The sequence below is a fragment of the Kitasatospora sp. NPDC058046 genome, from assembly GCF_042885595.1.
GTDB lineage: Bacteria > Actinomycetota > Actinomycetes > Streptomycetales > Streptomycetaceae > Kitasatospora.
In genome coordinates this window covers 98,389-120,648 of record NZ_JBHVRS010000006.1, presented here as the reverse complement: position 1 = coordinate 120,648, position 22,260 = coordinate 98,389, and the positions used below count along the sequence as shown (strand labels likewise).

Genomic DNA, 22,260 nt, shown 5'->3' with positions numbered 1-22,260 from the left:
ATGCCGGTGTGCCCCGAATGCGGAACGGCCAACGGAGAGGGGGACGACTTCTGCGGCAACTGCGGCGCCTACCTCGGCTGGTCGCGCACCGCCGGTGCCGCGTCGGCCGCACCCGCGCCCGCGCAGGCCGAGCCGGTGCCTGCTCCCGCGCCGAAGCCGACGCCCGAGCCCAAGCCGACGCCCGCCTCCGAGCCGACGCCCGCCTCCGCGCCTGCTCCCACGCCCACCCCCGCTCCCGCCGAACCCGTACGGCGAAGCGCCTCGCGCCGGACGGCGCGCGCCGAACCGGAAGCCAAGGACGGCGAGGCGAAGCAGGAGGCGAAGGACCGGGTCGAAGCATCGCAACCGACCGTCCCGGCCCCGGCCGCCGAACCCCCGCGCCCCGCCACCACCCCCGTACGCCCGGCCCCCGCGCGGACCCCGGCCCCCGACCCCGCAGCGCAGGTCCCCGGTGCGCAGCCCCCCGCAGCCCCGGCCGACCCGGTGGCCGTCCAGCCCGCCAAGCCCGTCGCGCCCCGCCCCGTCAGCCGGGCGACCGAGGCCGTCGAGACCCAGGACGGCCCGCCCTGCCCCAGCTGCGGCACGCCCAACCTGCCCGGGCGGAAGTTCTGCCGCCGCTGCGCCGCACCCCTGACCCCCACCGAAGCCGTCGCCGAACTGCCCTGGTGGCGCACCCGCTGGCCGTTCCGGCGCCGGGTGCGGATCGGCGGCTCGGGCAACGCGCTGCGCCGCACCATCGCCCTGCTCGCGCTCGTCGCGGTGGTCGTGGCCGGGGTCCTGCTCTTCCCGGCCGGTCAGCGGGTCTTCCAGGACGTCCTGGACAAGGTCCGCGGCACCGCGCCGATCGCCCCCGCCGCCACCTCGGCGAGCGCCGCCGTCGAGGGCCACCCGGCCACCCTGGCCGACGACGGCCTCAGCAACACCTACTGGGGCGCGCCCGCGATCGGGGACTCCGTCACCTTCTCCTTCCGCAGCCCGTTCCGGCTGGTGGACCTGATCGTCCACACCGGGGCCTCCCCGGACCCCCAGCAGTTCCAGCAGCAGGCCCGCCCCGTCGTCCTCACCCTGGAGGTCACCGGGAAGGACGGCGAGGTCCACACCCAGCAGGTCCCGCTCAACGACCAGCCGGGCCCGCAGACCGTCCAGACCGGGATCAGCGACGTCACCCAGGTGAAGCTCACCGTCCGGGAGGCCGCCGGGACCGGCGCCGGCCGCGCCATCGCGCTCGCGGAGGTGGAGTTCTTCAAACGCACCTGACCGCGTCGCCCGCCACCGGAGGGAACCCATGGTCTACCGGATCCACTTCACCTCCCAGGACCTGGCCAGGACCCGGCCGGCGGGTCCGATGCCGTTCGCCGAACTCCTGGCCGCGGCGCGGGCCCTACAGGACCGGAGCCGTGCGGCGCGGCTGGACCCGTGGCGGCGGAGCGTCCTGGGGCGGCTGCCCGAGCGGGCCCGGATGGCGCTCTCCCTGGCGCCGGCGGACGGCTGGGGGCCGACCTTCCTGATGCCCGCGGTGGCGGGCCGGCCGGAGGAGCTGCTGGAGCGGGTACGGGCGACCCCGGGCCGGCTCGTCGCGGCGGAGCTGGCCGCGATCGCCGAGCACCAGCCCGTCCCCGGGTGGGCCCGCCGCCTGGCCGAGGACGGCGCGCTGCGCGAGGAACTCGCCCAGAGCCTCGGCCTCCTCTACGAGCACCTGGTCGGCCGCTACTGGTCGCGGATCACCGACTGCTACGCCGCGGACCGGGCGGTGCGGATGCGCCAGTTCCTCGGCGGGGGCGTCGAGCTGCTGCTCGCCGGCGCCAGCCCCCGGTGGATGCGCTGGAGGCCGCCGGTGCTGGAGGTCCGCAGCAGGGTCGACCACGACCTGCGGCTCCAGGGGCAGGGCGTCCTGCTGGCCCCCTCGGTGTTCGCCAAGCGGGCCATGGTCAGCGACGACTCCCACGGCCTGCCCCAGCCCGCGGTCACCTTCCCGATCGACGACGGCCGCCCCGCGGGCTGGCCGGACCTGCTCGGCCCCGACCCGGCCCCGGCGGGGTCGGGGCCCACCGTGACCGCCCTGCTCGGGCGCACCCGGGCCGCCGTGCTGCGGGTGATCGCCGACCACCCGGGCTGCTCGACGAAGGAGCTCGCCGCCCTCGCCGGGATCACCCCCTCCAGCGCCAGCGAGCACGCCACCGTGCTGCGCGAGGCCAGGCTGATCGGCACCTCCCGGTACCGCAACACCGCGCTGCACAGCCCGACCGCGCTCGGCCTCGGACTGCTCGGCGACGCGCCCGACGTTCCCGATGTGCCCGGTTCGTAGGGGAGTTGAGCGGTGCGTCCGTGATTCGGGCCAGGCCGAAACACGTCGAGCGGCGGTGCCCCGGACTCCGAGACTGAGGTGCGGGCGCCGGACCCGGCGGCCCGCACCACGACGTCACTGCTCCCAGGAGGTCCCCCATGCGCTTCGTCCACAAGGCCGGCATCGTCCTCGCGGCCGGATTCGCCGCCGCCACCACGCTCCTCGCCCCCGTGGCGAACGCCCAGCCGGCCGTCTCGGCGGCCCCGGCCGACTGCCCCAAGGGCTACATCTGCGGCTACAAGTACAGCAACTACCAGCACCTCATGTTCCGCTTCAGCGACTGCGGCATCCTCCAGGAGATCCCCGACGGCCTGAACAGCGGCGGGTCCTGGTACAACAACCAGTCCACCGGCCTCAAGGCGAAGATGTACGGCAAGTCCAAGAACCTCGTCTACACCACGCCCGGCGCTCCCTACGGCGACCCCACCGCAGACTGGGGCCCGGTCTGGTACGTCAAGGCCTGCTGACCCCGCCCCACGGGCCTGCCGCCGGGTGCGCCGTCCGCGCCCGGCGGCAGGCCGCGCTTCCAAGGAGTTCCTCATCTGCGCCGCGTACGGTCACGCGTCATGGCGGAACTGCGGGTGGTGGCGGGCATACGGAAGCTGGGACACGGGACACGGCTGGTCGCGGTCAGCGTGGTCGCCGGGGTGGTGGCGGCGGGGATGGTGCTGCCCGCGGTGGCGGCGGTCGGGCTCGGCGCGCAGTCGGCGGCGGACGACTTCCAGAGCCTGCCCGACGACTTCAAGACCCCTCCGCTGTCCCAGGCCACGACGATCCTCGACGCCCAGGGCGGCACGATCGCCACCGTGTACGACCGGGACCGCACGGTCGTCCCGGCGGACCGGATCTCCCCGCTGGTGAAGACCGCGCTGGTGGACACCGAGGACAACCGCTTCTACGAGCACGGCGCGATCGACCTCAAGGGCGTACTGCGCGCCCTGGACAAGAACGCCTCCTCGGGCACCACCGCCCAGGGCGCCTCCACCCTCACCCAGCAGTACGTGAAGAACGTCTTCGTCGAGGAGGCGGGCGACGACCCGCAGAAGGTCGCCGAGGCGCAGCGGCAGACCGTCGGCCGCAAGATCCAGGAGCTGAAGTACGCGATCAAGGTCGAGGAGACCCTGAGCAAGGACCAGATCCTCACCAACTACCTGAACATCACCTTCTTCGGCGAGCAGGCCTACGGCATCGAGGCGGCCTCCCAGCGCTACTTCGGCGTGCACGCCGCGGACCTCACCCTGCCGCAGGCCGCGCTGCTGGCGGGCCTGGTGCAGTCGCCGACCGGCTACGACCCGACGGTCAACCCGACGGCGGCGAAGGAGAGGCGCGACACCGTGCTGCGCAAGATGGCCGGGTACGGGCACATCACCCAGGAGGAGGCCCGGCAGGCGATCGCCGCCCCGCTCGGGCTGAACGTCCAGGCGCCGCAGCAGGGGTGCATCCTGGCCAAGCAGGGCGAGGGCTTCTTCTGCGACTACGTGCGCGAGACGGTGCTCACCGACCCGGCCTTCGGCGCGTCGGCCGCCGAGCGGAAGGCGGTCTGGAAGCGCGGCGGCCTGCAGATCCGCACCACGCTCGACCCGACGGCCCAGGCGGCGCTCCAGGCCTCGGTCACCGGCCACGTCGACGCGGGCGACCAGGCGGCGACCGCGATGAGCATCGTCCAGCCGGGCACCGGGAAGATCCTGGCGATGGGCCAGAGCCGCCCGTACGGCGTCGACGGCAAGCAGCACCAGACCCAGATCAACTACAACGCCGGCAAGGCCATGGGCGGCGGGCTCGGCTTCCCGACCGGCTCGACCTTCAAGCCGGTCGTCGCGGCGGCGGCCCTGGAGAGCGGCATCCCGGCCGACCAGGCCTACACCACGGACTACAGCATCCCGTGGCCGGCCATGACGGACTGCTCGGGCGGGAGGTTCCCGTCCTCCGGGCAGGTGCACAACGACAGCCAGAGCCTCACCGGCCGGTTCGACATGAAGTCGGCCATGGCGCAGTCCGTCAACACCTACTTCGCGAAGCTGGAGGCCGACACCGGCCTGTGCGACGTCGCGCGGATGACCAACAAGCTGGGCATCACCCAGCAGGCGGGCGGCGAGAAGCTCCAGGTGGTCCCGTCGATGACGCTCGGCAGCAACGACCTGACCCCGCTGACGATGGCGGCCGTCTACGCGGCCTTCGCCGCCCACGGCACCTACTGCGCGCCGACCGCCATCGCCTCGGTGACCGGCCCGGACGGCAAGCCGCTCGCGGTGCCGCAGGCGAACTGCTCGGCGGTGATGTCGGCCGGTACCGCCGACACGGTCAGCGCGATGCTCAAGGGCGTGGTCGAGGACGGCACCGGGCAGACAGCCGGCCTCACCGGCCGGGACAGCGCGGGCAAGACCGGCACCACCAACGACAGCCGCCAGGTGTGGTTCGTCGGCTACACCCCGGAGATGGCGGGCGCGACCGTGGTCAGCGACACCGACAACCCCAAGCCGCTGGACGGCCAGCGGATCGGCGGCCAGGTGGTCGGCCAGGCCTTCGGCGGCACCCTGGCCGGCCCGATCTGGCGCGACGCCATGGACGGCGCGCTGGCGGGCACCCCGGCCGGCACCTTCACCCCGGTGCAGCTGCCCTGAGCCGCAGGTGACCCAGGGCAGCCGGTGTCCCGTGGCACCGGCTCGGGGCGGCCGGTGACTCAGCGGTAGAGCGCCACCCGGGGCTCGACCGTGCCCTGGAGCGGCGCCTTCCCGACCACGGTGACCCGGTAGTGCGCGGTGAGGGTCTGGTGGCCGTGCAGGACCGTCTTGGCCGGGACGAGCCGGGTGTACAGCGTGCCGGTCTGGCTGCCGAGCGGAATGGCGCGCCAGTGGCCGTCGGGGGAGAGCACCTCGATCCGGATGCCCGCCGGGTTGAGGAAGGGCCCGTTGTCCGGCGACTCGACCAGGATCTGCGGGGCCACCGTCCGGTCGGCCGAGGAGTCGTTGTGGTACGCGACGGTGATCGGCCGGGTCGCGTGGTCGCGCGGCAGCGCGGTCTCGGGGAGCTCCACGAAGGACACCGGCGGGGCGGCGGTCGCGGTCCGGGCACCGGTCGCGGCCTGGGCCGGGGCGACGAGCGCGGCGGTCGGCAGGGCGGCGAGGGCCGCGGCCAGGGCCAGGCTCCGACGGGGGATCTTCAGGGTGCGCATGGCGCCTCCTTCGGCCGGCCGCCGGGTCACCGGTGGCGCCGCGTGGTTCGGGCAGGTCCGTACGGCACCACCCTGCCCCCTCACTCGGAAAGCCGCACGCGGTGGAGCGGTGCCGGGCCCGGGCGGGGCGTCGCGAGCCGTGCTCCGACTGGGCCGAACGTGCGAGCGCCGGAGCCACCACGCCGCCGCACCACCCCTGCCGTGACCGGGCCCCGTACCTTGGGCGCAACCTCCGCCGGGCGGCTGCGCGCCGGGCGGGGCGCCCGAACAGCGGGGGACGTCGCGAGAACGGGAGGGACGGCTTGCGGGCGCGTTCCGTCGAGGAGCCGGGGCCGCGGCTGCCGGTGCTGATCAGGTACGGCCACTGGTCCTGGCTGGTGCCGCTGGCGGTGCTGGCGGCGGTGGTGGGCGTGGACGCGGCCACCCCCGTCACGTTCGCGTCCGTCAGCTGGCTGGCGATGGTCCCGGTGGTGACCGCAGGGCTCTGCGGCCCGGCGGCCACCACGCTGTTCGCCCTCCTCGCCGTCGTCGCCTACCCGGCCCTGGACAGCATCTGGAGCAAGTCCCAGGGGATCGAGGACTTCCTGCTGGTGATCGCGGGGGCCGCCGTCTCGGTGCCGATCAGCATCTTCCGCGCCCGGGCCGCCGCCTACGTCCACCACCTCCAGGGCACGGCCGAGACCACCCGGCAGGTGGTGCTGCGCCCGGTGCCGCCGGGCTGGGGCGGGGTGGACTCGGCGGCGCGCTACCTGGCCGCGGACGTCGAGGCCCGGGTGGGCGGCGACTTCTACGACGTGCTGGCCACCCCGTTCGGGGCGCGGGTCATCCTCGGCGACGTCCAGGGCAAGGGCCTGCCGGCCGTCTCCGCGGCGGCGGCCCTGGTGGGCTGCTTCCGGGAGGCCGCCTTCCACGAGGCGGACCTGGCCACCGTCGCGTCCTGGCTGGAGGAGCGGCTGCACCGGCAGAACCTGCTGGCGGAGCGGCTGGGGGAGCAGGAGGAGCGGTTCGCCACGGCGGTGGTCGTCTGGTTCCCGGCCGACGCGCCGGGGGAGGTGGAGGTGGTCAACTTCGGCCACGACAGCCCCCACGTCCTCGGCCCCGCGGGGGTGCGCCAGCTGCCGCCGGGCAACGGCGCACCGCTCGGGCTGGCCCAGCTGGCCGGCGGGCTGCCGGAGGTCCGGCGGCTGAGCCTGGGCCCGGAGGAGACGGTCCTGATCGTCTCGGACGGGGTGACCGAGGCCCGCGACCGGACGGGCGCCTTCTTCGCCCTGCGCGACCACCTGGAGCGCCTGGCCGCCCGGCCCGGGGCGGTCGACCCCGGGCGCCTGGTCGACGAGGTGGCGGCCGAGGTCCTCCGGCACACCGGCGGCCGGCTGACGGACGACACCGCCCTGCTCGCCGTCCGGACGCCCCCGGTGGCGCCGGCGGCGTCGGCCGGGTCGGCGGACTGAGCCGGCCTCAGTCCTCGGCGTGACTGACCGCGCAGGTCAGGACGCCCGGGAGGCGGGCCAGTTCGGCGGTGAGGGCGGACAGGTCCCCGCGGCCGTGCACGGTGAGGTGCACCTCCGCGATCCGCTCGTCGCCGCCGCCGCCCTCGTCGGGCGGCCCGGCCCGGTCCACGGTCGCCAGTTCGGCCACGGCGAACCCCGCGGCGGTGATCCGGGCGAGCAGCAGCCGCAGCAGGCCGTTGCCCTCGGTGTAGGTGACGTGGCAGCTGACCGGCCGGGTGCGCAGCCTCGGCAGCCGGTGGGTGAGCGGCCGCAGCACGTAGCCGACGAAGAAGTAGGCGGCGGTGGCCGCGGTGGCGAGCAGCGGCAGTCCGGCGGCCGCCGCCGTGCCGATGGCGGCGGTCAGCCAGACGGTGGCGGCCGTGGTCAGCCCCCGGATCGAGCCGCGCTGGACGAAGATCACCCCGGCGCCGATGAAGCCCAGTCCGGAGACGATCTGGGCGGCCATCCTGGACGGGTCCAGGGTGACCACGCCGGACTGGACCACGTCGCTGAAGCCGTACTTGCTCACCAGGGTGAAGAGCGCCGCCCCGAGACCGACGACGGTGTACGTGCGCAGTCCGGCGGCCTTCTGTCTGATCTCCCGTTCCAGGCCGATCGCGCTGGCCAGCACCAGGGCGATGGCGAAGTCGGTGAAGTGGACCCATCCTTGCCCGAAGGGCTCGACGAACGCTCCCAGCGTCCTCAACTCCTCCTGCCGTCTCAATCGTCCCGCCCGCCCCCGGGAGGGCGGGCACCGATCCCGGTTCGGCGAAGCGGGTGCCGTCGAGCCTACGGTTCATCAGACGATCGGACCGGCGCTCGGACGGGCCGACTTGACGGTCAGGGGGTCGAGCGGAGGCGAACCGACGGCGCGCCGGCTCGGCGGCCCCGCCCGGTGCGCACTCACCGCGCTCCGTCGGCGCCGACGGGCGGGTCGCTCTCCCCGGCTGTCGGGGGCACGGGCCGCAGCCGGTAGGCCTCCCCGTCGGCGAGGACATGGCCGGCGGTGGGCGGGGCGAAGTGGGTGCCGAGCAGCAGGGTGTCCGTACCGGCGAGGGAGGCGAGCAGTTCCCGGCGGGTGGCGGCGGACCGCCGGGGGTCGATGTCGACGCAGGCGCCGATGGCGGGGTGGGCGAGCTGCACGGGGTGGTGGAGGCAGTCGCCGGTGATCAGCGCCGTCCGGCCCCGGCTGGTCAGTTCGACGGCGACGTGCCCCGGGGTGTGGCCGGGGGTGGGGAGCAGGCGCAGGCCGGGGATGATCCGCAGGCCCTCGGCCGGGACGTCGACCAGGTCCAGCAGGCCGGCCCGCTCGACCGGGAGCACCGAGTCGCGGAACAGCTGGGCGCGCGCCTCGTCCATGGGGTACCCGGCCCAGAACTCCCGCTCGGCGCGGGTGGTGAGGTAGCGCGCGCCGGGGAAGGTGGGCTCCCACGCGCCGTCCACCTGCCGGGTGTTCCAGCCGACGTGGTCGGCGTGCAGGTGGGTGAGGACCACCAGGTCGACGGAGTCCGGCGGGAAGCCGGCGGCGGCCAGGCGCTCGGGGTAGTCGGTGCGCAGGTCGTGCCAGGCCGGGTTGGCCCGCTGCTTGCCGTTGCCGATGCCGGTGTCGACGAGGACGCGCAGTCCGTCCACGACGACGGCGAAGCTGTGGCTGTCCAGGCGCAGCACGCCGTCGGCGTCGGCGAAGTCGGGGCGCAGCCAGTCCTGGCCGGCCACCATCTCGGGGGTGGCGTCGGGCAGCAGCCACGGCCCGGTGGCGGGCGGCAGCGGGACTTCGTCGACGCGGTGGACGGTGAGGTCGCCGACCGTCCAGGAGGGGGTAGGGGTGTCGGGCATGGGGCGGTTCCTCCGCTGCAAAAGCCATTCGTTTGCGTTAACGCGACCATAGAACCTACAGTCTCGCTAACGCAAACCCTTAGCTTTTGGCGGGGATGCCTCGTGGTGCCTCGCACCACCCCCGCCACGCCCACGATCAGGAGCGCATCCATGTCCAATGCGGAGCTCACCCCGCCCGAGGCGGCCCGCCGGGCCGCCCGGGCCGGGCTCGACCTGCTGGCCGACCGGCACGCCGCGGTGGCGGCCACCGCCGGGCACATCCGGTCCGTCGTCGCCGTCCTGCGGGAGCTGGACCTCGGGGACACCCCGCCCGCCGCCGCCTTCCGCGCGGAAGGGGGGCACCCCGATGCAGCCGTATGAGCTGACCGTCGCCGCCGCCTCGGCGCGGATCCGGGAGCGGCGGCTGTCCCCCGTCGAGCTGGTCGACTCCGTCCTCGGCCGCATCGACCGGGTCGAGCCGCACCTCGGCGCGTACGTCGCCGTCGCCGCCGAACAGGCCCGGGACGCGGCGCGCGAGGCCGAGCGGGAGATCGCCCGGGGCCGGTACCGGGGGCCGCTGCACGGCGTCCCGGTCGGGCTCAAGGACCTGATCGACGTCGCCGGATCGCCCACCACCGCGAGCTCCCGGGTCCGGGACGGCCACCGCGCGGCCGCCGACAGCACCGTCGTCGCCCGGCTGCGCGCCGCCGGCGCCGTCCTGGCCGGCAAGACCCACACCCACGAGTTCGCCTACGGCCTGACCACCCCGCAGACCGCCAACGCCTGGGACCGCGAGCGGGTCGCCGGCGGCTCCAGTGGCGGGTCCGCCGTCGCGGTGGCCGCCGGGGCGGCGACCTTCGCCCTCGGTACCGACACCGGCGGCTCGATCCGGGTGCCCGCCGCGCTGAACGGGGTGGTCGGCCTCAAGCCGACCTACGGGCTGGTGCCCCGCCACGGCATCACCCCGCTGTCCTGGTCGCTCGACCACGTCGGCCCGATCACCCGCACCGTGGAGGACGCGGCGCTGGTCCTGGCCGCCCTCGCCGGGCACGACCCGCGCGACCCCGCCTCGGTGGCCGCCCCCGCCGTCGACTACCGGCCGGAGCGGGAGCCGGACCTGACGGGCGTGCGGATCGGCGTGCCGGTCAACCACTACGTCGACCACGTCGACCCGGAGGTGGCGGCCGCCGTCCACCACGCCGTCGCGCGGCTGGAGGCGCTCGGTGCCCGGCCCGTCGAGGTGGAGGTCCCGCTGGCCCGCTACCTCCTGCCCACCCTGTGGGGCCTGGTGGCGCCGGAGGCCTCCGCCTACCACGCCCGCACCCTGCGCACCGTCCCCGAGCTGTACCAGGCGGACGTCCGGGTCCTGCTGGAGGCCGGCGAGCTGATCGACGCGGGCGACCACCTGCGCGCCCAGCGCGCCCGGACGCTGATCCGCGACGCGTGGGCACGGGTCCTGGAGGAGGTCGACGTGATCGCCGCCCCGACGGTGCCGACCACGGCGGTCCGGGCCGGCCAGGAGACGGTCACCTGGCCGGACGGCACCTCCGAGGGCGTCGCCGACGCCTACGTCCGGCTCTGCGCCCCGGCCAACGTCACCGGCCTGCCCGCCCTGACCGTCCCGGCCGGCCACGACGCGGCGGGCCTGCCGATCGGCCTGCAACTGCTCGGGCGGCCCTTCGACGAGCGCACGCTGCTGCGGGTGGGCCACGCCTACGAGCGCACGCAGCCCGCGCGGGCGCTCGCACCGGTGGTCTGAGCGGGCCCGGCCCGCCTTAACGCAAAGGCGACGCTTTAAGATAACGGTATGAGTCCTCGCCAGATGGCCCGCCCGGGCGGGCGCAGCGCCCGCGTCCAGGAGGCGGTGCACACCGCGGTCCGCGAGCTGCTCGCGGAGGTGGGCCGCGAGGCGCTCACCGTACCGATGGTCGCCCAGCGGGCCGGCGTCACCCCGTCCACGGTCTACCGCCGCTGGGGCGACCTCGCCGAGCTGCTGTCGGACGTCGCGGTGGAGCGGCTGCGCCCGGACACCGAACCGGAGGACCGCGGCGGCCTGCGCGCCGACCTCACCGCCTGGGCCGAACAGTTCCTCGACGAGATGGCCTCCGCCTCCGGCCGCGCCTACGTCCGCGACGCCCTCCTCGGCGACCCGGACGGCGGCAACGCCGGCCAGTGCTCGGCCTACGCCGCCGACCAGCTCGGCCTCGTCCTCGCCCGGGCCCGCGCCCGCGGCGAGGACACCCCCGAGGTCGAGACCGCCATGGACCGCCTCGTCGCCCCCCTGATGTACCGCATCCTCTTCCGCCCCTCCGGCCTCACCCCCGCCTACGCCCGCCACCTGGTCACCGACCTCCTCGGCACCCCGGACGGGGCGTAGGGCCCGCCGACGGGCAGAGTCCGGCGCGGTGTGCCCGGCCCGTCCGCTGTGCCCGCCGGGGCGCGGACGGGTCCGGGCGGCCGCCGCGATCCGTCACGCCGTCCTCGCACGCCTCCCGGGCGGAGGCGCTCCGTGGCACCGTCAGTATGCAAAGCAGTTCGGGGTTCCCTCGTCGGAGGTTCGCATGAACGCTGTTCCGTCCCGAGTCGTGTTCTCCCGCCTGGCCGCCACGGCCGGGGCCGTGGCGCTGGCCGGCGGGCTCCTCCTCGTCCCGGCGAGCGCGCCGGCCCGTGCCCAGGGGGTGGTGGACGTGCAGTGCACCGGCACGTTCACCGACGAGTTCACCCCCGCGCTGACCAACCAGCCGCAGAACGTCACCATCGCCACCCAGAACTCCTACGCGACGTGCGTGACCGGCCTCCCCGGGTCGAGCTCGGTCACCAACAACGAGCCCGGCGAGACCTGCCTCAACGTGCTCCACACCCTCACCCCGTTCGACGAGACCATCACCTGGAGCGACCAGACCACGAGCACCGTGCACTGGGCCTCCGTGGAGGACACCGGCGGCGCCGCCACCTTCACCGGCACCGTCACCGCCGGCCGCTACCTGGGCGATGCCGCCGTGAAGGCCACCGAGGCCGCCGACATTACCGGGACCAACCCCGAACTGTGCCCGGTCGGGGGCGGAACCATCACCGGTGCCAGCGGCCCCGCGAACCTGACCCTGACCTCGGTGTGACGAAGTCCGGACCCGTCCGGCCCGTGGTCCGTCGGCGGCAACGCGTCCGAAATTCTGAAATGACATCAAGTCGACGATGTCATCGACAGGTTGGCATCAAGAGGGATGCTCTGGTCCACCGAGGGCGATAGCCCGGTGACGGTTGGTCATGGCAGGATCGGCGCGGGTCGACACCGTGTCGACCGAAAGGAGGAGCTATGGCCGAGGACAGCAAGGCGAAGCCGTCCGGCTCGTACGCGGGCACCGAGATCACGATCGAGGGCGAGGAGCACCTCATCCTTCGGGAGGACGAGATCCAGGTGGTCGCCGACTCCGAGTGACACGCCCACGCTTCGGTGCGGGAGAAGGGCCCCGCCGGTCGCCACCGGAAGGGCCCTTTCTGCTGCGCCGCCGCAGGACGTAGGCGCGCCCTCCGCCGTCTCCGGGCCGGATGAAACCGGCCGGGCGGACGGCCGAAGCGGCCGCCTACGGCTGCGGGGGCCCCGCGAGGATGATCGGCCAGTCGCCGTCGGGGCCGAGGAGGTCGTCGAGCGGGGCGTCCGGCGGGCCGAGGAGGACGGCGGCGCCTTCGGCGAGCCGCTCGGCCACGTCCGGGGTGACGGCGGTCTCGGCGCGCAGCACGAGGACGGCTGCCGGGTCGGCGGCCGAGCGGAGCGGGAAGCCGGCCGGGTCGATCTCCGCCCGTTCCAGGACGGCCGGGTGGACGGCGACGGCGACGGTCAGCAGGCCTCCGTCGTAGCTGTGTTCGGCCCAGCCGTCGGTCTGCACCAGGTAGAGGACCTCGTCGCCCTCGTAGCAGTGCCCGCCGAGGCGCTCCAGGGCCCGTTCCCCCGGGGTGCCGTCGGGGTCGACGACCAGGGCGGCCGCCGGGGTGTCCGGCTCGTCGGGGTCGAGGCCGGAACGGACGTGGAGTCGGGTCATCGGGGCACCTCCGGGGTCGTGCGGGCGGGCGGCGGGTCGGGCACCAGTACACACCGCGCCACCGACAGTGCGGGCCGTCGGGCCGTCAGCGCCCGCCCATCAGGCGGTACATGCCGATCGAGTCGTGGGCGGCGGTGTCCGCGAAGCCGAACTTCTCGTAGAGGAAGCGCGCGGGCCCGTCCGCGATCAGCGAGACGTACGCGGTGGCGGGTGCCCGGCGCTCCAGTTCCCCGGTGAGGGCGGCCATGATGCGCTTGCCGAGGCCGTGGCCCTGGTGCGCGGGGTGGACGCAGATGTCGGTGACCTGGAACGCGGTGCCGCCGTCGCCGATGATCCGCCCCATGCCGACGGGCTCGCCCTGGTGGTGGAGGACCACGCCGTACCAGGTGTTGGGGAGGGCGAGCGCGACCGCCTCGGGGGCCTTGTCGGAGAGGCCGGCGTCGGTGCGCAGGCGGCGGAAGACCTCGACGGTGGGCACGCCGGGGCGGATTTCGTAAGGGTCACTACTCGGAGTCATACCTTACATGCTACCCGCTCGGCCCCGCCGCCCGGCTCCGGCCGCTCGGGTGAACGCGCGGCGCGACATACCGGACGGGACGGGGCGTCACGGGGGCGGAAGCGATGATCGCCGGGTTCCCGGAACCCCACCCCGTCGGAGTCGTACATGCGGATTCTTCTCCTCGCCAGCGCGTTCAACAGCCTCAGCCAGCGGCTGCACGCCGAACTGCGCGACCGGCTCCACACCGTGGACGTCCAACTGGCCGGTGACGACGAGGAGTTGCTCGACGCGGTGCACCGCCTGAAACCCGACCTGGTGCTCGCGCCGATGCTGCGCACGGCGATCCCGCGCGAGCTCTGGTCACAGCTCACCTGCCTGGTCGTCCACCCCGGCCCGCCGGGCGACCGCGGCCCGTCCTCCCTCGACCGGGCCGTCCAGGAGGGCCGCACCGACTGGGGCGTCACGGTGCTGCAGGCCGAGGCGGAGCTGGACGCCGGGCCGGTCTGGGCCTGGGCGCCCTGCCGGCTGCCCGGGTACGGCAAGAGCGACCTGTACCGCAACGAGGTCGCCGACGCGGCGGTGGCGGCCGCGCTGCTCGCCGTCGAACGCTTCGCCTCCGGCGGGTACGCGCCGGAGCCGCAGTCCGGCCCCGGCTGGAGCGGCACCGTACGGACCCGGCCCGCGCTGCGCCAGGAGGAGCGCCGGATCGACTGGGCGGCCGACCCCACCGAGGCGGTGCTGCGCAGGCTCCGCGCGGCGGACTCGCGCCCCGGGGTGCTCGACGAGCTGTGCGGCGGCGCCTGGTACCTGCACGGCGGGCACCGCGAGCCGGTGCTGCGCGGCCGCCCGGGCGAGCTGATCGCCACCCGGGCCGGCGCCGTCTGCCGGGCCACCTCGGACGGCGCGGTCTGGATCCCCGAGCTCCGCCGCCGCACCCCCGGCGGCCCGGCGGGCGTCAAGCTCCCGGCGGCCACGGCCCTCGGCGGGCTGCTGCCGGCGCTGCCGGAGGTGGCGGCGCCGCTGATGCCGGGGGAGGGGGACGGCCCGGTCTGGTCGGACCTGCGCTACCGCGAGGACGGCCCGGTGGGCTTCCTGCGCTTCTCCTTCCCGGGCGGCGCGATGTCCACCGGCCACTGCCGCCGGCTGCTGGCCGCGTACCGCTTCGCCGCGGCCCGTCCGACCTCGGTGCTGGTGCTCGGCGGCGGCCGGGACTTCTTCTCCAACGGCATCCACCTCAACGTGATCGAGGCCGCGCCGGACCCGGCCGTCGAGTCCTGGGACAACATCACCGCGATGGACGAGCTGGTCGACGCGGTGCTCACCACCACCGACCGGCTGGTGGTCGCCGCGGTCGGCGGCAACGCGGCGGCGGGCGGGGTGATGCTGGCCCTGGCGGCGGACGAGGTGTGGTGCCGCGCCGGCTCCGTCCTCAACCCCCACTACCGGCTGATGGGGCTGCACGGGTCGGAGTACTGGACGTACACCCTGCCGCGCAGGGTCGGCGCGGCGGCGGCCGAGCGGCTGACCCGCCAGGCGCTCCCGGTCTCCGCGGCGACGGCCGAGCGGATCGGCCTGGTCGACCGGGTGCTGGCCTGCGGGCCGGAGGAGTTCGGGCCGTCCGCGGCCCACCTGGCCGGGCTGCTCGCCGCCTCGCCCACCGCCCAGCAGCGGATCGCGGCGAAGAAGGCCGCGCGCGAGGCCGACGAGCGGACGAAGCCGCTCGACGCGTACCGGGAGGAGGAGCTCGCGGTGATGCACCGGCAGTTCTTCACACCCGAATCGCCGTATCACGCGCTGCGTTCCGCGTTCGTCCACAAGCGCCCGGTGCCGACGGGGCCCGCCGCGCGAGCGTGACCCGAACGGCCCCGCCGGGCTTGCCTCCCCGGGCGCCGGCTCCCGCCGCGCGGACCGGCGCCCGGCCCGGACCGTTGCTAAGACTGGCTTCGAGCCATTCCCTCCGGCTCCCATCCCCGAGGAGGCATCCTCATGGGTGCTGCAACAGCTCCAACCGCTTCGACGGCCGGGACGGCCGAGGCCGCCGCGAAGCCCGACGCCGACGCGGTGCACATCCTCTGGATCAACGCGGGCCTCAGTTGCGACGGCGACTCCGTCTCGCTGACCGCCGCGATGCAGCCGAGCATCGAGGAGATCGTCACCGGCGCGCTGCCCGGCCTTCCCAAGGTCGCCGTGCACTGGCCGCTGATCGACTTCGAGTGCGGCCCGGTCCAGGGCGCGGACAACTTCGTCGAGTGGTTCTTCAAGGCCGAGCGCGGCGAGATCGAGCCGTTCGTGCTGGTCGTCGAGGGGTCCATCCCCAACGAGAAGATCAAGAAGGAGGGCTACTGGTGCGGCTTCGGCGACGACCCCGCCACCGGCCAGCCCATCACCACCAGCGAGTGGCTGGACCGGCTCGCCCCGAAGGCGACCGCCGTGGTGGCGATCGGCACCTGTGCCACGTACGGCGGCATCCACGCGATGGCCGGCAACCCGACCGGCGCGATGGGCGTGCCGGACTACCTGGGCTGGGACTGGAAGTCCAAGGCCGGACTGCCGATCGTCTGCGTGCCGGGCTGCCCGATCCAGCCCGACAACTTCGCCGAGACGCTCACCTACCTGCTGTACCAGCTGGCCGGCTCCGCGCCGATGATCCCGCTCGACGACAAGCTGCGGCCCGCCTGGCTGTTCGGCGCCACCGTGCACGAGGGCTGCGACCGCGGCGGCTACTACGAGCAGGGGCAGTTCGCCACCGACTACGGCACGCCCGAGTGCCTCGTCCGGCTCGGCTGCTGGGGCCCGGTCGTCAAGTGCAACGTCACCAAGCGCGGCTGGACCAACGGCATCGGCGGCTGCCCGAACGTGGGCGGCATCTGCATCGCCTGCACCATGCCGGGCTTCCCGGACAAGTTCATGCCCTTCATGGACCCGCCGCCCGGCTCGCACGTCTCCACCGCCGCCAGCAGCGCGTACGGCTCGGTGATCCGCCGGCTGCGCGCGATCACCCAGAAGACCCTCGACAAGGAACCCAAGTGGCGCCGCACCGGCAGCCGCCTGACCACGGGCTACCGCCCGCCCTGGTGACGCCGCGGGGCCGCACACCGCCCGGTGTGCGGCCGCCGCCTTCCCCCGCCCCGTCCGCCGGGATCCCCTCCGCGGAGACCCCGCTCCCACGGCCCCCGTCCGCACGGCCCCCGCTCGCCGAGGCCCCGCTCCCAGAGACAAGGACACGACAGACACGATGGCAACACCGACCACCAGGGCGGCCGGCGACGGCAGCGGCCTGACCGAGATGTCCTGGGACCCGATCACCCGGATCGTGGGCAGCCTGGGCATCCACACGAAGATCGACTTCAAGCAGAAGCGGGTCGCGGAGTGCTACAGCACCTCCTCGGTCTTCCGCGGCTACAGCGTCTTCATGCGCGGCAAGGACCCGCGCGACGCCCACTTCATCACCAGCCGGATCTGCGGGATCTGCGGCGACAACCACGCCACCTGCTCCGTCTACACGCAGAACATGGCGTACGGGGTGAAGCCCCCGCACCTGGGGGAGTGGATCATCAACCTCGGTGAGGCCGCCGAGTACATGTTCGACCACAACATCTTCCAGGAGAACCTGGTCGGGGTCGACTACTGCGAGCGGATGGTCCGCGAGACCAACCCCGGCGTCCTGGAGCTCGCCGAGCGCACCGAGTCCCCGCACGCCGGGGACCACGGCTACAAGACCATCGCCGACATCATGCGCTCGCTCAACCCGATCGAGGGCGAGTTCTACCGCGAGGCGCTCCAGGTCAGCCGGTACACCCGCGAGATGTTCTGCCTGATGGAGGGCCGCCACGTGCACCCCTCCACGCTCTACCCGGGCGGCGTCGGCACCGTCGCGACGGTGCAGCTGTTCACCGACTACCTGACCCGGCTGATGCGCTACGTCGAGTTCATGAAGAAGGTCGTGCCGCTGCACGACGACCTCTTCGACTTCTTCTACCAGGCCCTGCCCGGCTACGAGGAGGTCGGCCGGCGCCGGGTCCTGCTCGGCTGCTGGGGCAGCCTCAACGACCCGGACCACTGCGACTTCACGTACCGCAACATGACGGACTGGGGCCGGCGGATGTTCGTCACCCCCGGTGTCGTGGTGGACGGCAAGCTCGTCACCAACGACCTCACCGAGATCAACCTCGGCATCCGCATCCTGCTCGGCAGCTCCTACTACGAGGACTGGCAGGGCAAGGAGCTGTTCGTCACCCACGACCCGCTCGGCAACCCCGTCGACCCCCGGCACCCCTGGAACCAGCACACCATCCCGCAGCCGCAGAAGCGCAACTTCGACGACAAGTACAGCTGGGTGATGTCCCCGCGCTGGTTCGACGGCAAGGACCACCTCGCCCTCGACACCGGCGGCGGCCCGATCGCCCGGCTGTGGTCCACCGCGCTGTCCGGGCTGGTCGACATCGGCTACGTCAAGGCCACCGGCCACAGCGTGCAGATCAACCTGCCCCGCTCGATGACCAAGCCCGAGGTCACCTTCGAGTGGAAGATCCCGCAGTGGAGCAACGCCATCGAGCGCAACCGCGCCCGCACCTACTTCCAGGCGTACGCGGCCGCCGCCGCCCTGCACTTCGCCGAGAAGGCGCTCGACGAGGTCCGCGCCGGGCGCAGCCAGACCTGGGAGCGCTTCGAGGTGCCGGACGAGTCGATCGGCTGCGGCTTCACCGAGGCCGTGCGCGGCGTGCTCTCGCACCACATGGTGATCCGCGACGGCAAGATCGCCAACTACCACCCGTACCCGCCCACCCCGTGGAACGCCAGCGTCCGGGACAGCTACGGCACGCCCGGCCCGTACGAGGACGCGGTGCAGAACACCCCGATCTTCGAGGAGAACCCGCCGGACACCTTCAAGGGCATCGACATCATGCGCGCGGTCCGCAGCTTCGACCCCTGTCTGCCCTGCGGCGTGCACATGTACGTCGGCGGCGGGCGCACCGTGCAGACCATGCACGTGCCCACCGGCCTGAGCGGGCTCACCGCATGACGGCCGAGCAGACCGGGCTGCGGATCCAGCAGGCCCTGGACGCGCTGGCCGACAGCGGCGCCGACGCCGAGCGGGCCGGCGAGCAACTGGTCCGCGACCTCATGGAGTTCTACGGCCAGGGCCTGGCCCGGCTGGTGCCGGCACTGCCCCCGCCCGCCCTGGACCGGATGCTGGACGACCCGGTCGTGGCCGGGCTGCTGCTCCTGCACGACCTGCACCCCGAGGACCTCCCCGCCCGGATCGAGCGGGCGCTCGCGGCCCTGCCCGAGCGGGTCGAGGCGGCCGGCTTCGACCCGGCCACCGGCGTCCTGCGGCTGCGCCGCACGGCCACCGGCTGCGGCTGCGGCGAACAGGAGGCGCAGGCCGTCCTCGCCTGCCACGCGCCCGAGGTGACGGCCGTGGAACTGGAACGCGCCCCGCAGCTGCTCCAGATCGGCACCCGCCCGCCGCAGCCCGCGGAGGCGCGATGAACACCCGCCGGATCTCCCGCGACGGGACCGCCCTGCTGCACCGGCTGCGCGAACCGGCGCCGCCGCGTCCCGAGCAGTGCGCGTTCTGCGGCCGGGACCTGCCCGGCGGCCACCGCCACCTGGTGGACGTCGAGGACCGCGCCCTGGCCTGCGCCTGCACCGCCTGCGGCCTGCTGTTCCAGCAGCCGGGCGCGGCCGGCGGCCGCTACCGCACCGTGCCGGACCGCTACCTCGCCGACCCGGAAAGGGAGTTGGACCAGCAGGCCTGGACGGTGCTGGGCATCCCGGTGGGCACCGCCTTCCTGTTCCGCAGCACCGTGATGGACCAGCTGCTGGCCTTCTACCCCGGCCCGGCCGGCGCCACCGAGAGCGAACTGGACGAGCAGGCCTGGCACCGCGCCCTCGGCGGCAGCCGGCTGGCCGCCGCCCTGGAACCCGACGTGGAGGCGCTGCTGGTGCGCCGCACCGAGGAGCGCGTGGCGTGCTTCCTGGTGCCGATCGACATCTGCTACGAGCTGGTCGGCCGGCTGCGGCGGTGCTGGCACGGCTTCGACGGCGGTGCCGAGGCGCGGGCCGAACTCGACGCGTTCTTCGCGCGCCTGGCCGACCGGGCCCGCCCGCTGCCCGCGGAGGTGACGGCGTGACGGCGCTTGGCTTCGCCTGCACCGGCGTGCGGTCCGACCCGTACGCGGCCGGTCCGACCCTGGTGTTCCGGCTGCGGATCACGGCCCCGGCCGACACCCGGGTGCACGCCCTCGCCCTCCAGTGCCAGCTGCGGATCGAACCGGTCCGCCGGCCGTACGGCGAGGCCGAGGGCGGGCGGCTGGCCGACCTGTTCGGCGGACGGGAGCGCTGGGCGACCACGCTCAACCCGATCCAGTTCGCCACCGTGCCGCTGCTCGTCCCCGGCTTCACCGGCGAGACCGAGATCGACCTCGCGGTGCCCTGCACCTACGACCAGGACGTCGCCTCGGCCCGCTACTTCCGGGCGCTGGACGGCGGCGAGGTGCCGCTGCTGCTGCTCTTCTCCGGCACCGCCTTCGCCGGCCCCGGCGGCTTCCAGGTCAGCCCGGTGCCCTGGGACCGGGAGGCCCGGGTGCGGATGCCGGTGCGGGTCTGGCGGGAGGCGATCGACCGGCACTTCCCCGGCAGCGGCTGGCTGCGGCTGCCGGAGGATGTCATGGCCGAGCTGCTGGCCTACCGCTCGCGGCGGGCCCTGCCCTCCTGGGAGGCGACGGTGCGCGAGCTGCTCACGGCCGCGGCGATCGGGGAGGGGGCCCGGTGAGCGGCCTCCCGGAGCGGATCGAACGAGGCTTCGCGGCCGCCCGGCAGATCGCCGACGCGGTGCTGCTGGAGGGCTACGTCCTCTACCCGTACCGCGCCTCGGCGGCCAAGAACCGGCTGCGCTGGCAGTTCGGCGTCCTGGTGCCGCCCGAGTACACCGCGCAGGGCGGCGAGCACTCCCACCAGCGCACCGAGTGCCTGATGGAGGCGCGCGACGGGGACCGGCTGGCGGTCGAGCTGCGCTTCCTACGGGTCCAGCGGCGCACCGTCGAACAGGCCACCGCCGCCGGCTTCGAGTCCGTGGAACGGCTGGAACTGGCCGACCGGGACCTCGTCGAATGGGACGAGGGCGTCGAGGAGCGGATCGAACTCCTGGTACCGGTCGAGGAGTTGGCCGGCGAGGGGGTGCAGCGGCCGTTCCGGCTGCCGGGCGTCGGCGAGACCGGGCTGGTGCACGAGCGGGACGCCGTCGTCGGCCGGGTGATACGGCGCCGTGAGCAGGTCGACGGGCTGCTCTGGCTGCGGGCCGAGGAGCTGCCCGGCCCGTACCGGGCGCAGCGGCTGACCGTGGAGGTGGAGAACAGCTCCGCCTGGCGGCCGTCCCGGCACGCCACCCGCGACCAGGCGCTGCCGCGATCGCTGGTCTCCGCGCACCTGCTGCTCGGGCTGGAGTACGGCCGCTTCCTGTCCGTCACGGACCCGCCCGAGTGGGCCCGCCCGGCCGTCGAGCGGTGCCGCAACGAGCGCACCTGGCCGGTGCTGGCCGGGCCGGAGGGCGAGCGCGGGGTGGTGCTGTCCTCGCCGATCATCCTGGAGGACCACCCGCGGATCGCCCCGGAGAGCCTCGGCACCCTGTACGACGCCACCGAGATCGACGAGATCCTGGCGCTGCGGACGGCGGCCCTGACCGAGGAGGAGAAACGCGAGGCCCGGGGCACCGACGACCGGGCCGGCGCGGTGATCGACCTGGCCGAGTCCATGCCGCCCGAGGTGCTGGACCGGCTGCACGGCGCGATCCGCGGGCTGCGCGAGGCCACCGGCGGCACCGCCCTCGGCCGTCCCGAGCAGCCCTGGTGGGACCCGGGCGACGACCCCGGGGTCGACCCCGAGCGGGACCGGGTGCTGGTCGACGGCCACCAGGTGGGCGCCGGCAGCCGGGTGCTGCTGCGGCCCGGACGGCGGCGCACCGACGCCCAGGACCTCTTCCTGGACGGGCGGACCGGCATCGTGGAGGCGGTGCTGCACGACCTCGACGGCTCGGTGCACCTGGCCGTCACGGTGGAGGACGACCCGGGTGCCGACCTGTGGCGGGCCCAGGGGCGCTTCCGCTACTTCCAGCCCGACGAGGTCACGCCGCTGGACGGGACCGCCCCGGTGGACGGGGCCGCTGTGCTGGACGGAGCCGCTCCGGTGGAGGGGCCATGACGGACCGCACGGTGCTGGTCGCCGGGGTGGGCAACATCTTCCTCGGCGACGACGGCTTCGGGGTCGAGACCGTACGGCGGCTGTCCGCCCACCCGCTGCCGGCGGGCGTCGAGGTGGTCGACGTCGGCGTGCGCGGCGTCGACCTGGCCTACCGGCTGCTCGACGGCCACCGCACCGCCGTCCTGGTGGACGCCGTCCACCGGGGCGGGGCGCCCGGCACCCTCTACCTGATCGAGGCGGCCGCCGAACAGCCGCCGGAACCGCCCGCCCTCGACGGGCACCGGATGGGGCCCGACGCCGTACTGGCCCTGCTCGCCACGCTCGCCGCCGGCACCGGCGGCGAGCCGCCCGAACGCGTCCTGGTGGTCGGCTGCGAGCCGGCCTCGCTGGAGGAGGGCATCGGGCTCAGCGAGCCCGTCGCCGCCGCCGTGGCGGAGGCGGTGCGAATGGTCCTGCGGGTCGTGGACGAGGCCACGCAGCCGGAGAAGCAGCCGGAGAAGGAGACAACACCATGCTGAGGAAACTGTTCTGCGCGGCCCTGCTGGCCGGGATCGGCGCACTGGTCTGGCAGAACCTGCCGGACCTCAGGCGGTACGTGCGCATCTCCCGGATGTGAGGCGCGCACTGCTGCGAACGGCGCAGCCCCGCGGACGGTGGCGGCGCGGCTGCGGGCCGCCGCCGCCACCGAGCCCTGTAATGGG

General features: G+C 74.5%; 24 protein-coding genes. 19 read left to right on the top strand and 5 right to left on the bottom strand.

Annotation, left to right across the window (positions count from 1 at the left end; translation table 11 throughout):
* The 4 genes from ACFVU7_RS15165 (at position 1) to ACFVU7_RS15150 (ending at position 4,965) form a co-directional block, all read left to right on the top strand.
* Positions 1-1,257: an NADase-type glycan-binding domain-containing protein gene (locus ACFVU7_RS15165; protein WP_388045358.1), complete on the top strand. Its 1,257-nt coding sequence runs from the start codon at positions 1-3 to the stop codon at positions 1,255-1,257.
* Positions 1,258-1,285: 28 nt separating this feature from the next.
* Positions 1,286-2,305 (top strand): winged helix-turn-helix domain-containing protein, encoded by a 1,020-nt coding sequence (locus ACFVU7_RS15160; RefSeq protein WP_388045357.1) that lies wholly within the window; start codon positions 1,286-1,288, stop codon positions 2,303-2,305.
* A 137-nt stretch (positions 2,306-2,442) separates the two neighbouring features.
* Positions 2,443-2,811 carry a hypothetical protein gene (locus ACFVU7_RS15155; protein WP_387825327.1) on the top strand — a complete coding sequence of 123 codons (369 nt, stop codon included), beginning with the start codon at positions 2,443-2,445 and terminating at the stop codon, positions 2,809-2,811.
* Positions 2,812-2,910: 99 nt separating this feature from the next.
* On the top strand, positions 2,911-4,965 hold the full coding sequence (locus tag ACFVU7_RS15150; RefSeq protein ID WP_388045356.1) for a transglycosylase domain-containing protein: 2,055 nt from the start codon (positions 2,911-2,913) through the stop codon (positions 4,963-4,965).
* A 59-nt stretch (positions 4,966-5,024) separates the two neighbouring features.
* On the opposite strand, the gene ACFVU7_RS15145 is transcribed toward ACFVU7_RS15150, so the two are convergent.
* A complete protein-coding gene (locus ACFVU7_RS15145; RefSeq protein WP_388045355.1) occupies positions 5,025-5,516 on the bottom strand; it encodes a signal peptide protein in 492 nt (163 codons plus the stop codon).
* Between the two features lie 302 nt (positions 5,517-5,818).
* On the opposite strand from ACFVU7_RS15145, the gene ACFVU7_RS15140 reads away from it, so the two are divergent.
* Positions 5,819-6,967, top strand: a complete 1,149-nt coding sequence (locus ACFVU7_RS15140; protein ID WP_388045354.1) for a PP2C family protein-serine/threonine phosphatase — start codon at positions 5,819-5,821, stop codon at positions 6,965-6,967.
* Positions 6,968-6,974: 7 nt separating this feature from the next.
* Here ACFVU7_RS15140 and ACFVU7_RS15135 read toward each other — a convergent pair whose 3' ends face one another.
* Both ACFVU7_RS15135 and ACFVU7_RS15130 read right to left on the bottom strand, forming a co-directional pair.
* A complete protein-coding gene (locus ACFVU7_RS15135; protein WP_388045353.1) occupies positions 6,975-7,712 on the bottom strand; it encodes an MgtC/SapB family protein in 738 nt (245 codons plus the stop codon).
* 197 nt (positions 7,713-7,909) lie between these two features.
* The gene (locus tag ACFVU7_RS15130; protein WP_388045352.1) at positions 7,910-8,842 is read right to left on the bottom strand and encodes an MBL fold metallo-hydrolase; all 933 of its coding nucleotides are present in this window, start codon (positions 8,840-8,842) and stop codon (positions 7,910-7,912) included.
* Between the two features lie 150 nt (positions 8,843-8,992).
* On the opposite strand from ACFVU7_RS15130, the gene ACFVU7_RS15125 reads away from it, so the two are divergent.
* From ACFVU7_RS15125 to ACFVU7_RS15105, 5 genes are all read left to right on the top strand, one after another.
* Positions 8,993-9,202, top strand: coding sequence for a hypothetical protein (locus ACFVU7_RS15125; protein WP_388045351.1), 210 nt, complete (start codon positions 8,993-8,995; stop codon positions 9,200-9,202).
* Positions 9,189-10,580, top strand: coding sequence for an amidase (locus tag ACFVU7_RS15120; protein ID WP_388045350.1), 1,392 nt, complete (start codon positions 9,189-9,191; stop codon positions 10,578-10,580). The genes ACFVU7_RS15125 and ACFVU7_RS15120 overlap by 14 nt, the downstream gene beginning before the upstream one ends.
* A gap of 48 nt (positions 10,581-10,628) precedes the next feature.
* Positions 10,629-11,198, top strand: coding sequence for a TetR/AcrR family transcriptional regulator (locus ACFVU7_RS15115; RefSeq protein ID WP_117485868.1), 570 nt, complete (start codon positions 10,629-10,631; stop codon positions 11,196-11,198).
* Between the two features lie 184 nt (positions 11,199-11,382).
* On the top strand, positions 11,383-11,937 hold the full coding sequence (locus tag ACFVU7_RS15110) for a hypothetical protein (protein WP_388045349.1): 555 nt from the start codon (positions 11,383-11,385) through the stop codon (positions 11,935-11,937).
* Between the two features lie 197 nt (positions 11,938-12,134).
* Entirely contained in the window at positions 12,135-12,257 is a 123-nt protein-coding gene (locus tag ACFVU7_RS15105; protein WP_388045348.1) for a hypothetical protein, read from the top strand.
* Between the two features lie 145 nt (positions 12,258-12,402).
* Here ACFVU7_RS15105 and ACFVU7_RS15100 read toward each other — a convergent pair whose 3' ends face one another.
* Together ACFVU7_RS15100 and ACFVU7_RS15095 are read right to left on the bottom strand one after the other, a co-directional pair.
* Positions 12,403-12,858 carry a hypothetical protein gene (locus tag ACFVU7_RS15100; protein ID WP_388045347.1) on the bottom strand — a complete coding sequence of 152 codons (456 nt, stop codon included), beginning with the start codon at positions 12,856-12,858 and terminating at the stop codon, positions 12,403-12,405.
* Positions 12,859-12,943: 85 nt separating this feature from the next.
* Entirely contained in the window at positions 12,944-13,375 is a 432-nt protein-coding gene (locus tag ACFVU7_RS15095; RefSeq protein WP_387825353.1) for a GNAT family N-acetyltransferase, read from the bottom strand.
* A 147-nt stretch (positions 13,376-13,522) separates the two neighbouring features.
* On the opposite strand from ACFVU7_RS15095, the gene ACFVU7_RS15090 reads away from it, so the two are divergent.
* The 9 genes from ACFVU7_RS15090 to ACFVU7_RS15050 all read left to right on the top strand — a co-directional run bounded on the left by ACFVU7_RS15090 (position 13,523) and on the right by ACFVU7_RS15050 (position 22,175).
* Entirely contained in the window at positions 13,523-15,211 is a 1,689-nt protein-coding gene (locus ACFVU7_RS15090) for an enoyl-CoA hydratase-related protein (protein WP_074002683.1), read from the top strand.
* A gap of 132 nt (positions 15,212-15,343) precedes the next feature.
* Positions 15,344-16,435 (top strand): hydrogenase expression protein HypE, encoded by a 1,092-nt coding sequence (locus tag ACFVU7_RS15085; protein WP_375873127.1) that lies wholly within the window; start codon positions 15,344-15,346, stop codon positions 16,433-16,435.
* A gap of 157 nt (positions 16,436-16,592) precedes the next feature.
* Complete coding sequence (locus ACFVU7_RS15080; RefSeq protein ID WP_375873128.1) at positions 16,593-18,380, top strand: nickel-dependent hydrogenase large subunit; 1,788 nt, start codon at positions 16,593-16,595, stop codon at positions 18,378-18,380.
* The gene (locus tag ACFVU7_RS15075; RefSeq protein ID WP_049652591.1) at positions 18,377-18,850 is read left to right on the top strand and encodes a hypothetical protein; all 474 of its coding nucleotides are present in this window, start codon (positions 18,377-18,379) and stop codon (positions 18,848-18,850) included. Before ACFVU7_RS15080 ends, ACFVU7_RS15075 begins: the two co-directional genes overlap by 4 nt.
* Entirely contained in the window at positions 18,847-19,494 is a 648-nt protein-coding gene (locus tag ACFVU7_RS15070; RefSeq protein ID WP_241852897.1) for a DUF5947 family protein, read from the top strand. Before ACFVU7_RS15075 ends, ACFVU7_RS15070 begins: the two co-directional genes overlap by 4 nt.
* A complete protein-coding gene (locus ACFVU7_RS15065; RefSeq protein ID WP_388045346.1) occupies positions 19,491-20,135 on the top strand; it encodes a DUF6084 family protein in 645 nt (214 codons plus the stop codon). The genes ACFVU7_RS15070 and ACFVU7_RS15065 overlap by 4 nt, the downstream gene beginning before the upstream one ends.
* A complete protein-coding gene (locus tag ACFVU7_RS15060) occupies positions 20,132-21,559 on the top strand; it encodes a hypothetical protein (RefSeq protein WP_388045345.1) in 1,428 nt (475 codons plus the stop codon). Before ACFVU7_RS15065 ends, ACFVU7_RS15060 begins: the two co-directional genes overlap by 4 nt.
* Positions 21,556-22,077 carry a hydrogenase maturation protease gene (locus ACFVU7_RS15055; RefSeq protein ID WP_074002680.1) on the top strand — a complete coding sequence of 174 codons (522 nt, stop codon included), beginning with the start codon at positions 21,556-21,558 and terminating at the stop codon, positions 22,075-22,077. Before ACFVU7_RS15060 ends, ACFVU7_RS15055 begins: the two co-directional genes overlap by 4 nt.
* A complete protein-coding gene (locus ACFVU7_RS15050) occupies positions 22,071-22,175 on the top strand; it encodes a DUF6893 family small protein (RefSeq protein ID WP_388045344.1) in 105 nt (34 codons plus the stop codon). Before ACFVU7_RS15055 ends, ACFVU7_RS15050 begins: the two co-directional genes overlap by 7 nt.
* The last annotated feature ends 85 nt before the right edge of the window (positions 22,176-22,260 follow it).

What these genes read in the sequence shown, in the direction of transcription:
- ACFVU7_RS15165 (WP_388045358.1), top strand. Translation starts at nt 1, where the DNA reads ATGCCGGTGTGCCCCGAATGCGGAACGGCCAACGGAGAGGGGGACGAC.
- ACFVU7_RS15160 (WP_388045357.1), top strand. Translation starts at nt 1,286, where the DNA reads ATGGTCTACCGGATCCACTTCACCTCCCAGGACCTGGCCAGGACCCGG.
- ACFVU7_RS15155 (WP_387825327.1), top strand. Translation starts at nt 2,443, where the DNA reads ATGCGCTTCGTCCACAAGGCCGGCATCGTCCTCGCGGCCGGATTCGCC.
- ACFVU7_RS15150 (WP_388045356.1), top strand. Translation starts at nt 2,911, where the DNA reads ATGGCGGAACTGCGGGTGGTGGCGGGCATACGGAAGCTGGGACACGGG.
- ACFVU7_RS15145 (WP_388045355.1), bottom strand. Translation starts at nt 5,516, where the DNA reads ATGCGCACCCTGAAGATCCCCCGTCGGAGCCTGGCCCTGGCCGCGGCC.
- ACFVU7_RS15130 (WP_388045352.1), bottom strand. Translation starts at nt 8,842, where the DNA reads ATGCCCGACACCCCTACCCCCTCCTGGACGGTCGGCGACCTCACCGTC.
- ACFVU7_RS15125 (WP_388045351.1), top strand. Translation starts at nt 8,993, where the DNA reads ATGTCCAATGCGGAGCTCACCCCGCCCGAGGCGGCCCGCCGGGCCGCC.
- ACFVU7_RS15120 (WP_388045350.1), top strand. Translation starts at nt 9,189, where the DNA reads ATGCAGCCGTATGAGCTGACCGTCGCCGCCGCCTCGGCGCGGATCCGG.
- ACFVU7_RS15115 (WP_117485868.1), top strand. Translation starts at nt 10,629, where the DNA reads ATGAGTCCTCGCCAGATGGCCCGCCCGGGCGGGCGCAGCGCCCGCGTC.
- ACFVU7_RS15110 (WP_388045349.1), top strand. Translation starts at nt 11,383, where the DNA reads ATGAACGCTGTTCCGTCCCGAGTCGTGTTCTCCCGCCTGGCCGCCACG.
- ACFVU7_RS15105 (WP_388045348.1), top strand. Translation starts at nt 12,135, where the DNA reads ATGGCCGAGGACAGCAAGGCGAAGCCGTCCGGCTCGTACGCGGGCACC.
- ACFVU7_RS15100 (WP_388045347.1), bottom strand. Translation starts at nt 12,858, where the DNA reads ATGACCCGACTCCACGTCCGTTCCGGCCTCGACCCCGACGAGCCGGAC.
- ACFVU7_RS15095 (WP_387825353.1), bottom strand. Translation starts at nt 13,375, where the DNA reads ATGACTCCGAGTAGTGACCCTTACGAAATCCGCCCCGGCGTGCCCACC.
- ACFVU7_RS15090 (WP_074002683.1), top strand. Translation starts at nt 13,523, where the DNA reads ATGCGGATTCTTCTCCTCGCCAGCGCGTTCAACAGCCTCAGCCAGCGG.
- ACFVU7_RS15085 (WP_375873127.1), top strand. Translation starts at nt 15,344, where the DNA reads ATGGGTGCTGCAACAGCTCCAACCGCTTCGACGGCCGGGACGGCCGAG.
- ACFVU7_RS15080 (WP_375873128.1), top strand. Translation starts at nt 16,593, where the DNA reads ATGGCAACACCGACCACCAGGGCGGCCGGCGACGGCAGCGGCCTGACC.
- ACFVU7_RS15075 (WP_049652591.1), top strand. Translation starts at nt 18,377, where the DNA reads ATGACGGCCGAGCAGACCGGGCTGCGGATCCAGCAGGCCCTGGACGCG.
- ACFVU7_RS15070 (WP_241852897.1), top strand. Translation starts at nt 18,847, where the DNA reads ATGAACACCCGCCGGATCTCCCGCGACGGGACCGCCCTGCTGCACCGG.
- ACFVU7_RS15055 (WP_074002680.1), top strand. Translation starts at nt 21,556, where the DNA reads ATGACGGACCGCACGGTGCTGGTCGCCGGGGTGGGCAACATCTTCCTC.
- ACFVU7_RS15050 (WP_388045344.1), top strand. Translation starts at nt 22,071, where the DNA reads ATGCTGAGGAAACTGTTCTGCGCGGCCCTGCTGGCCGGGATCGGCGCA.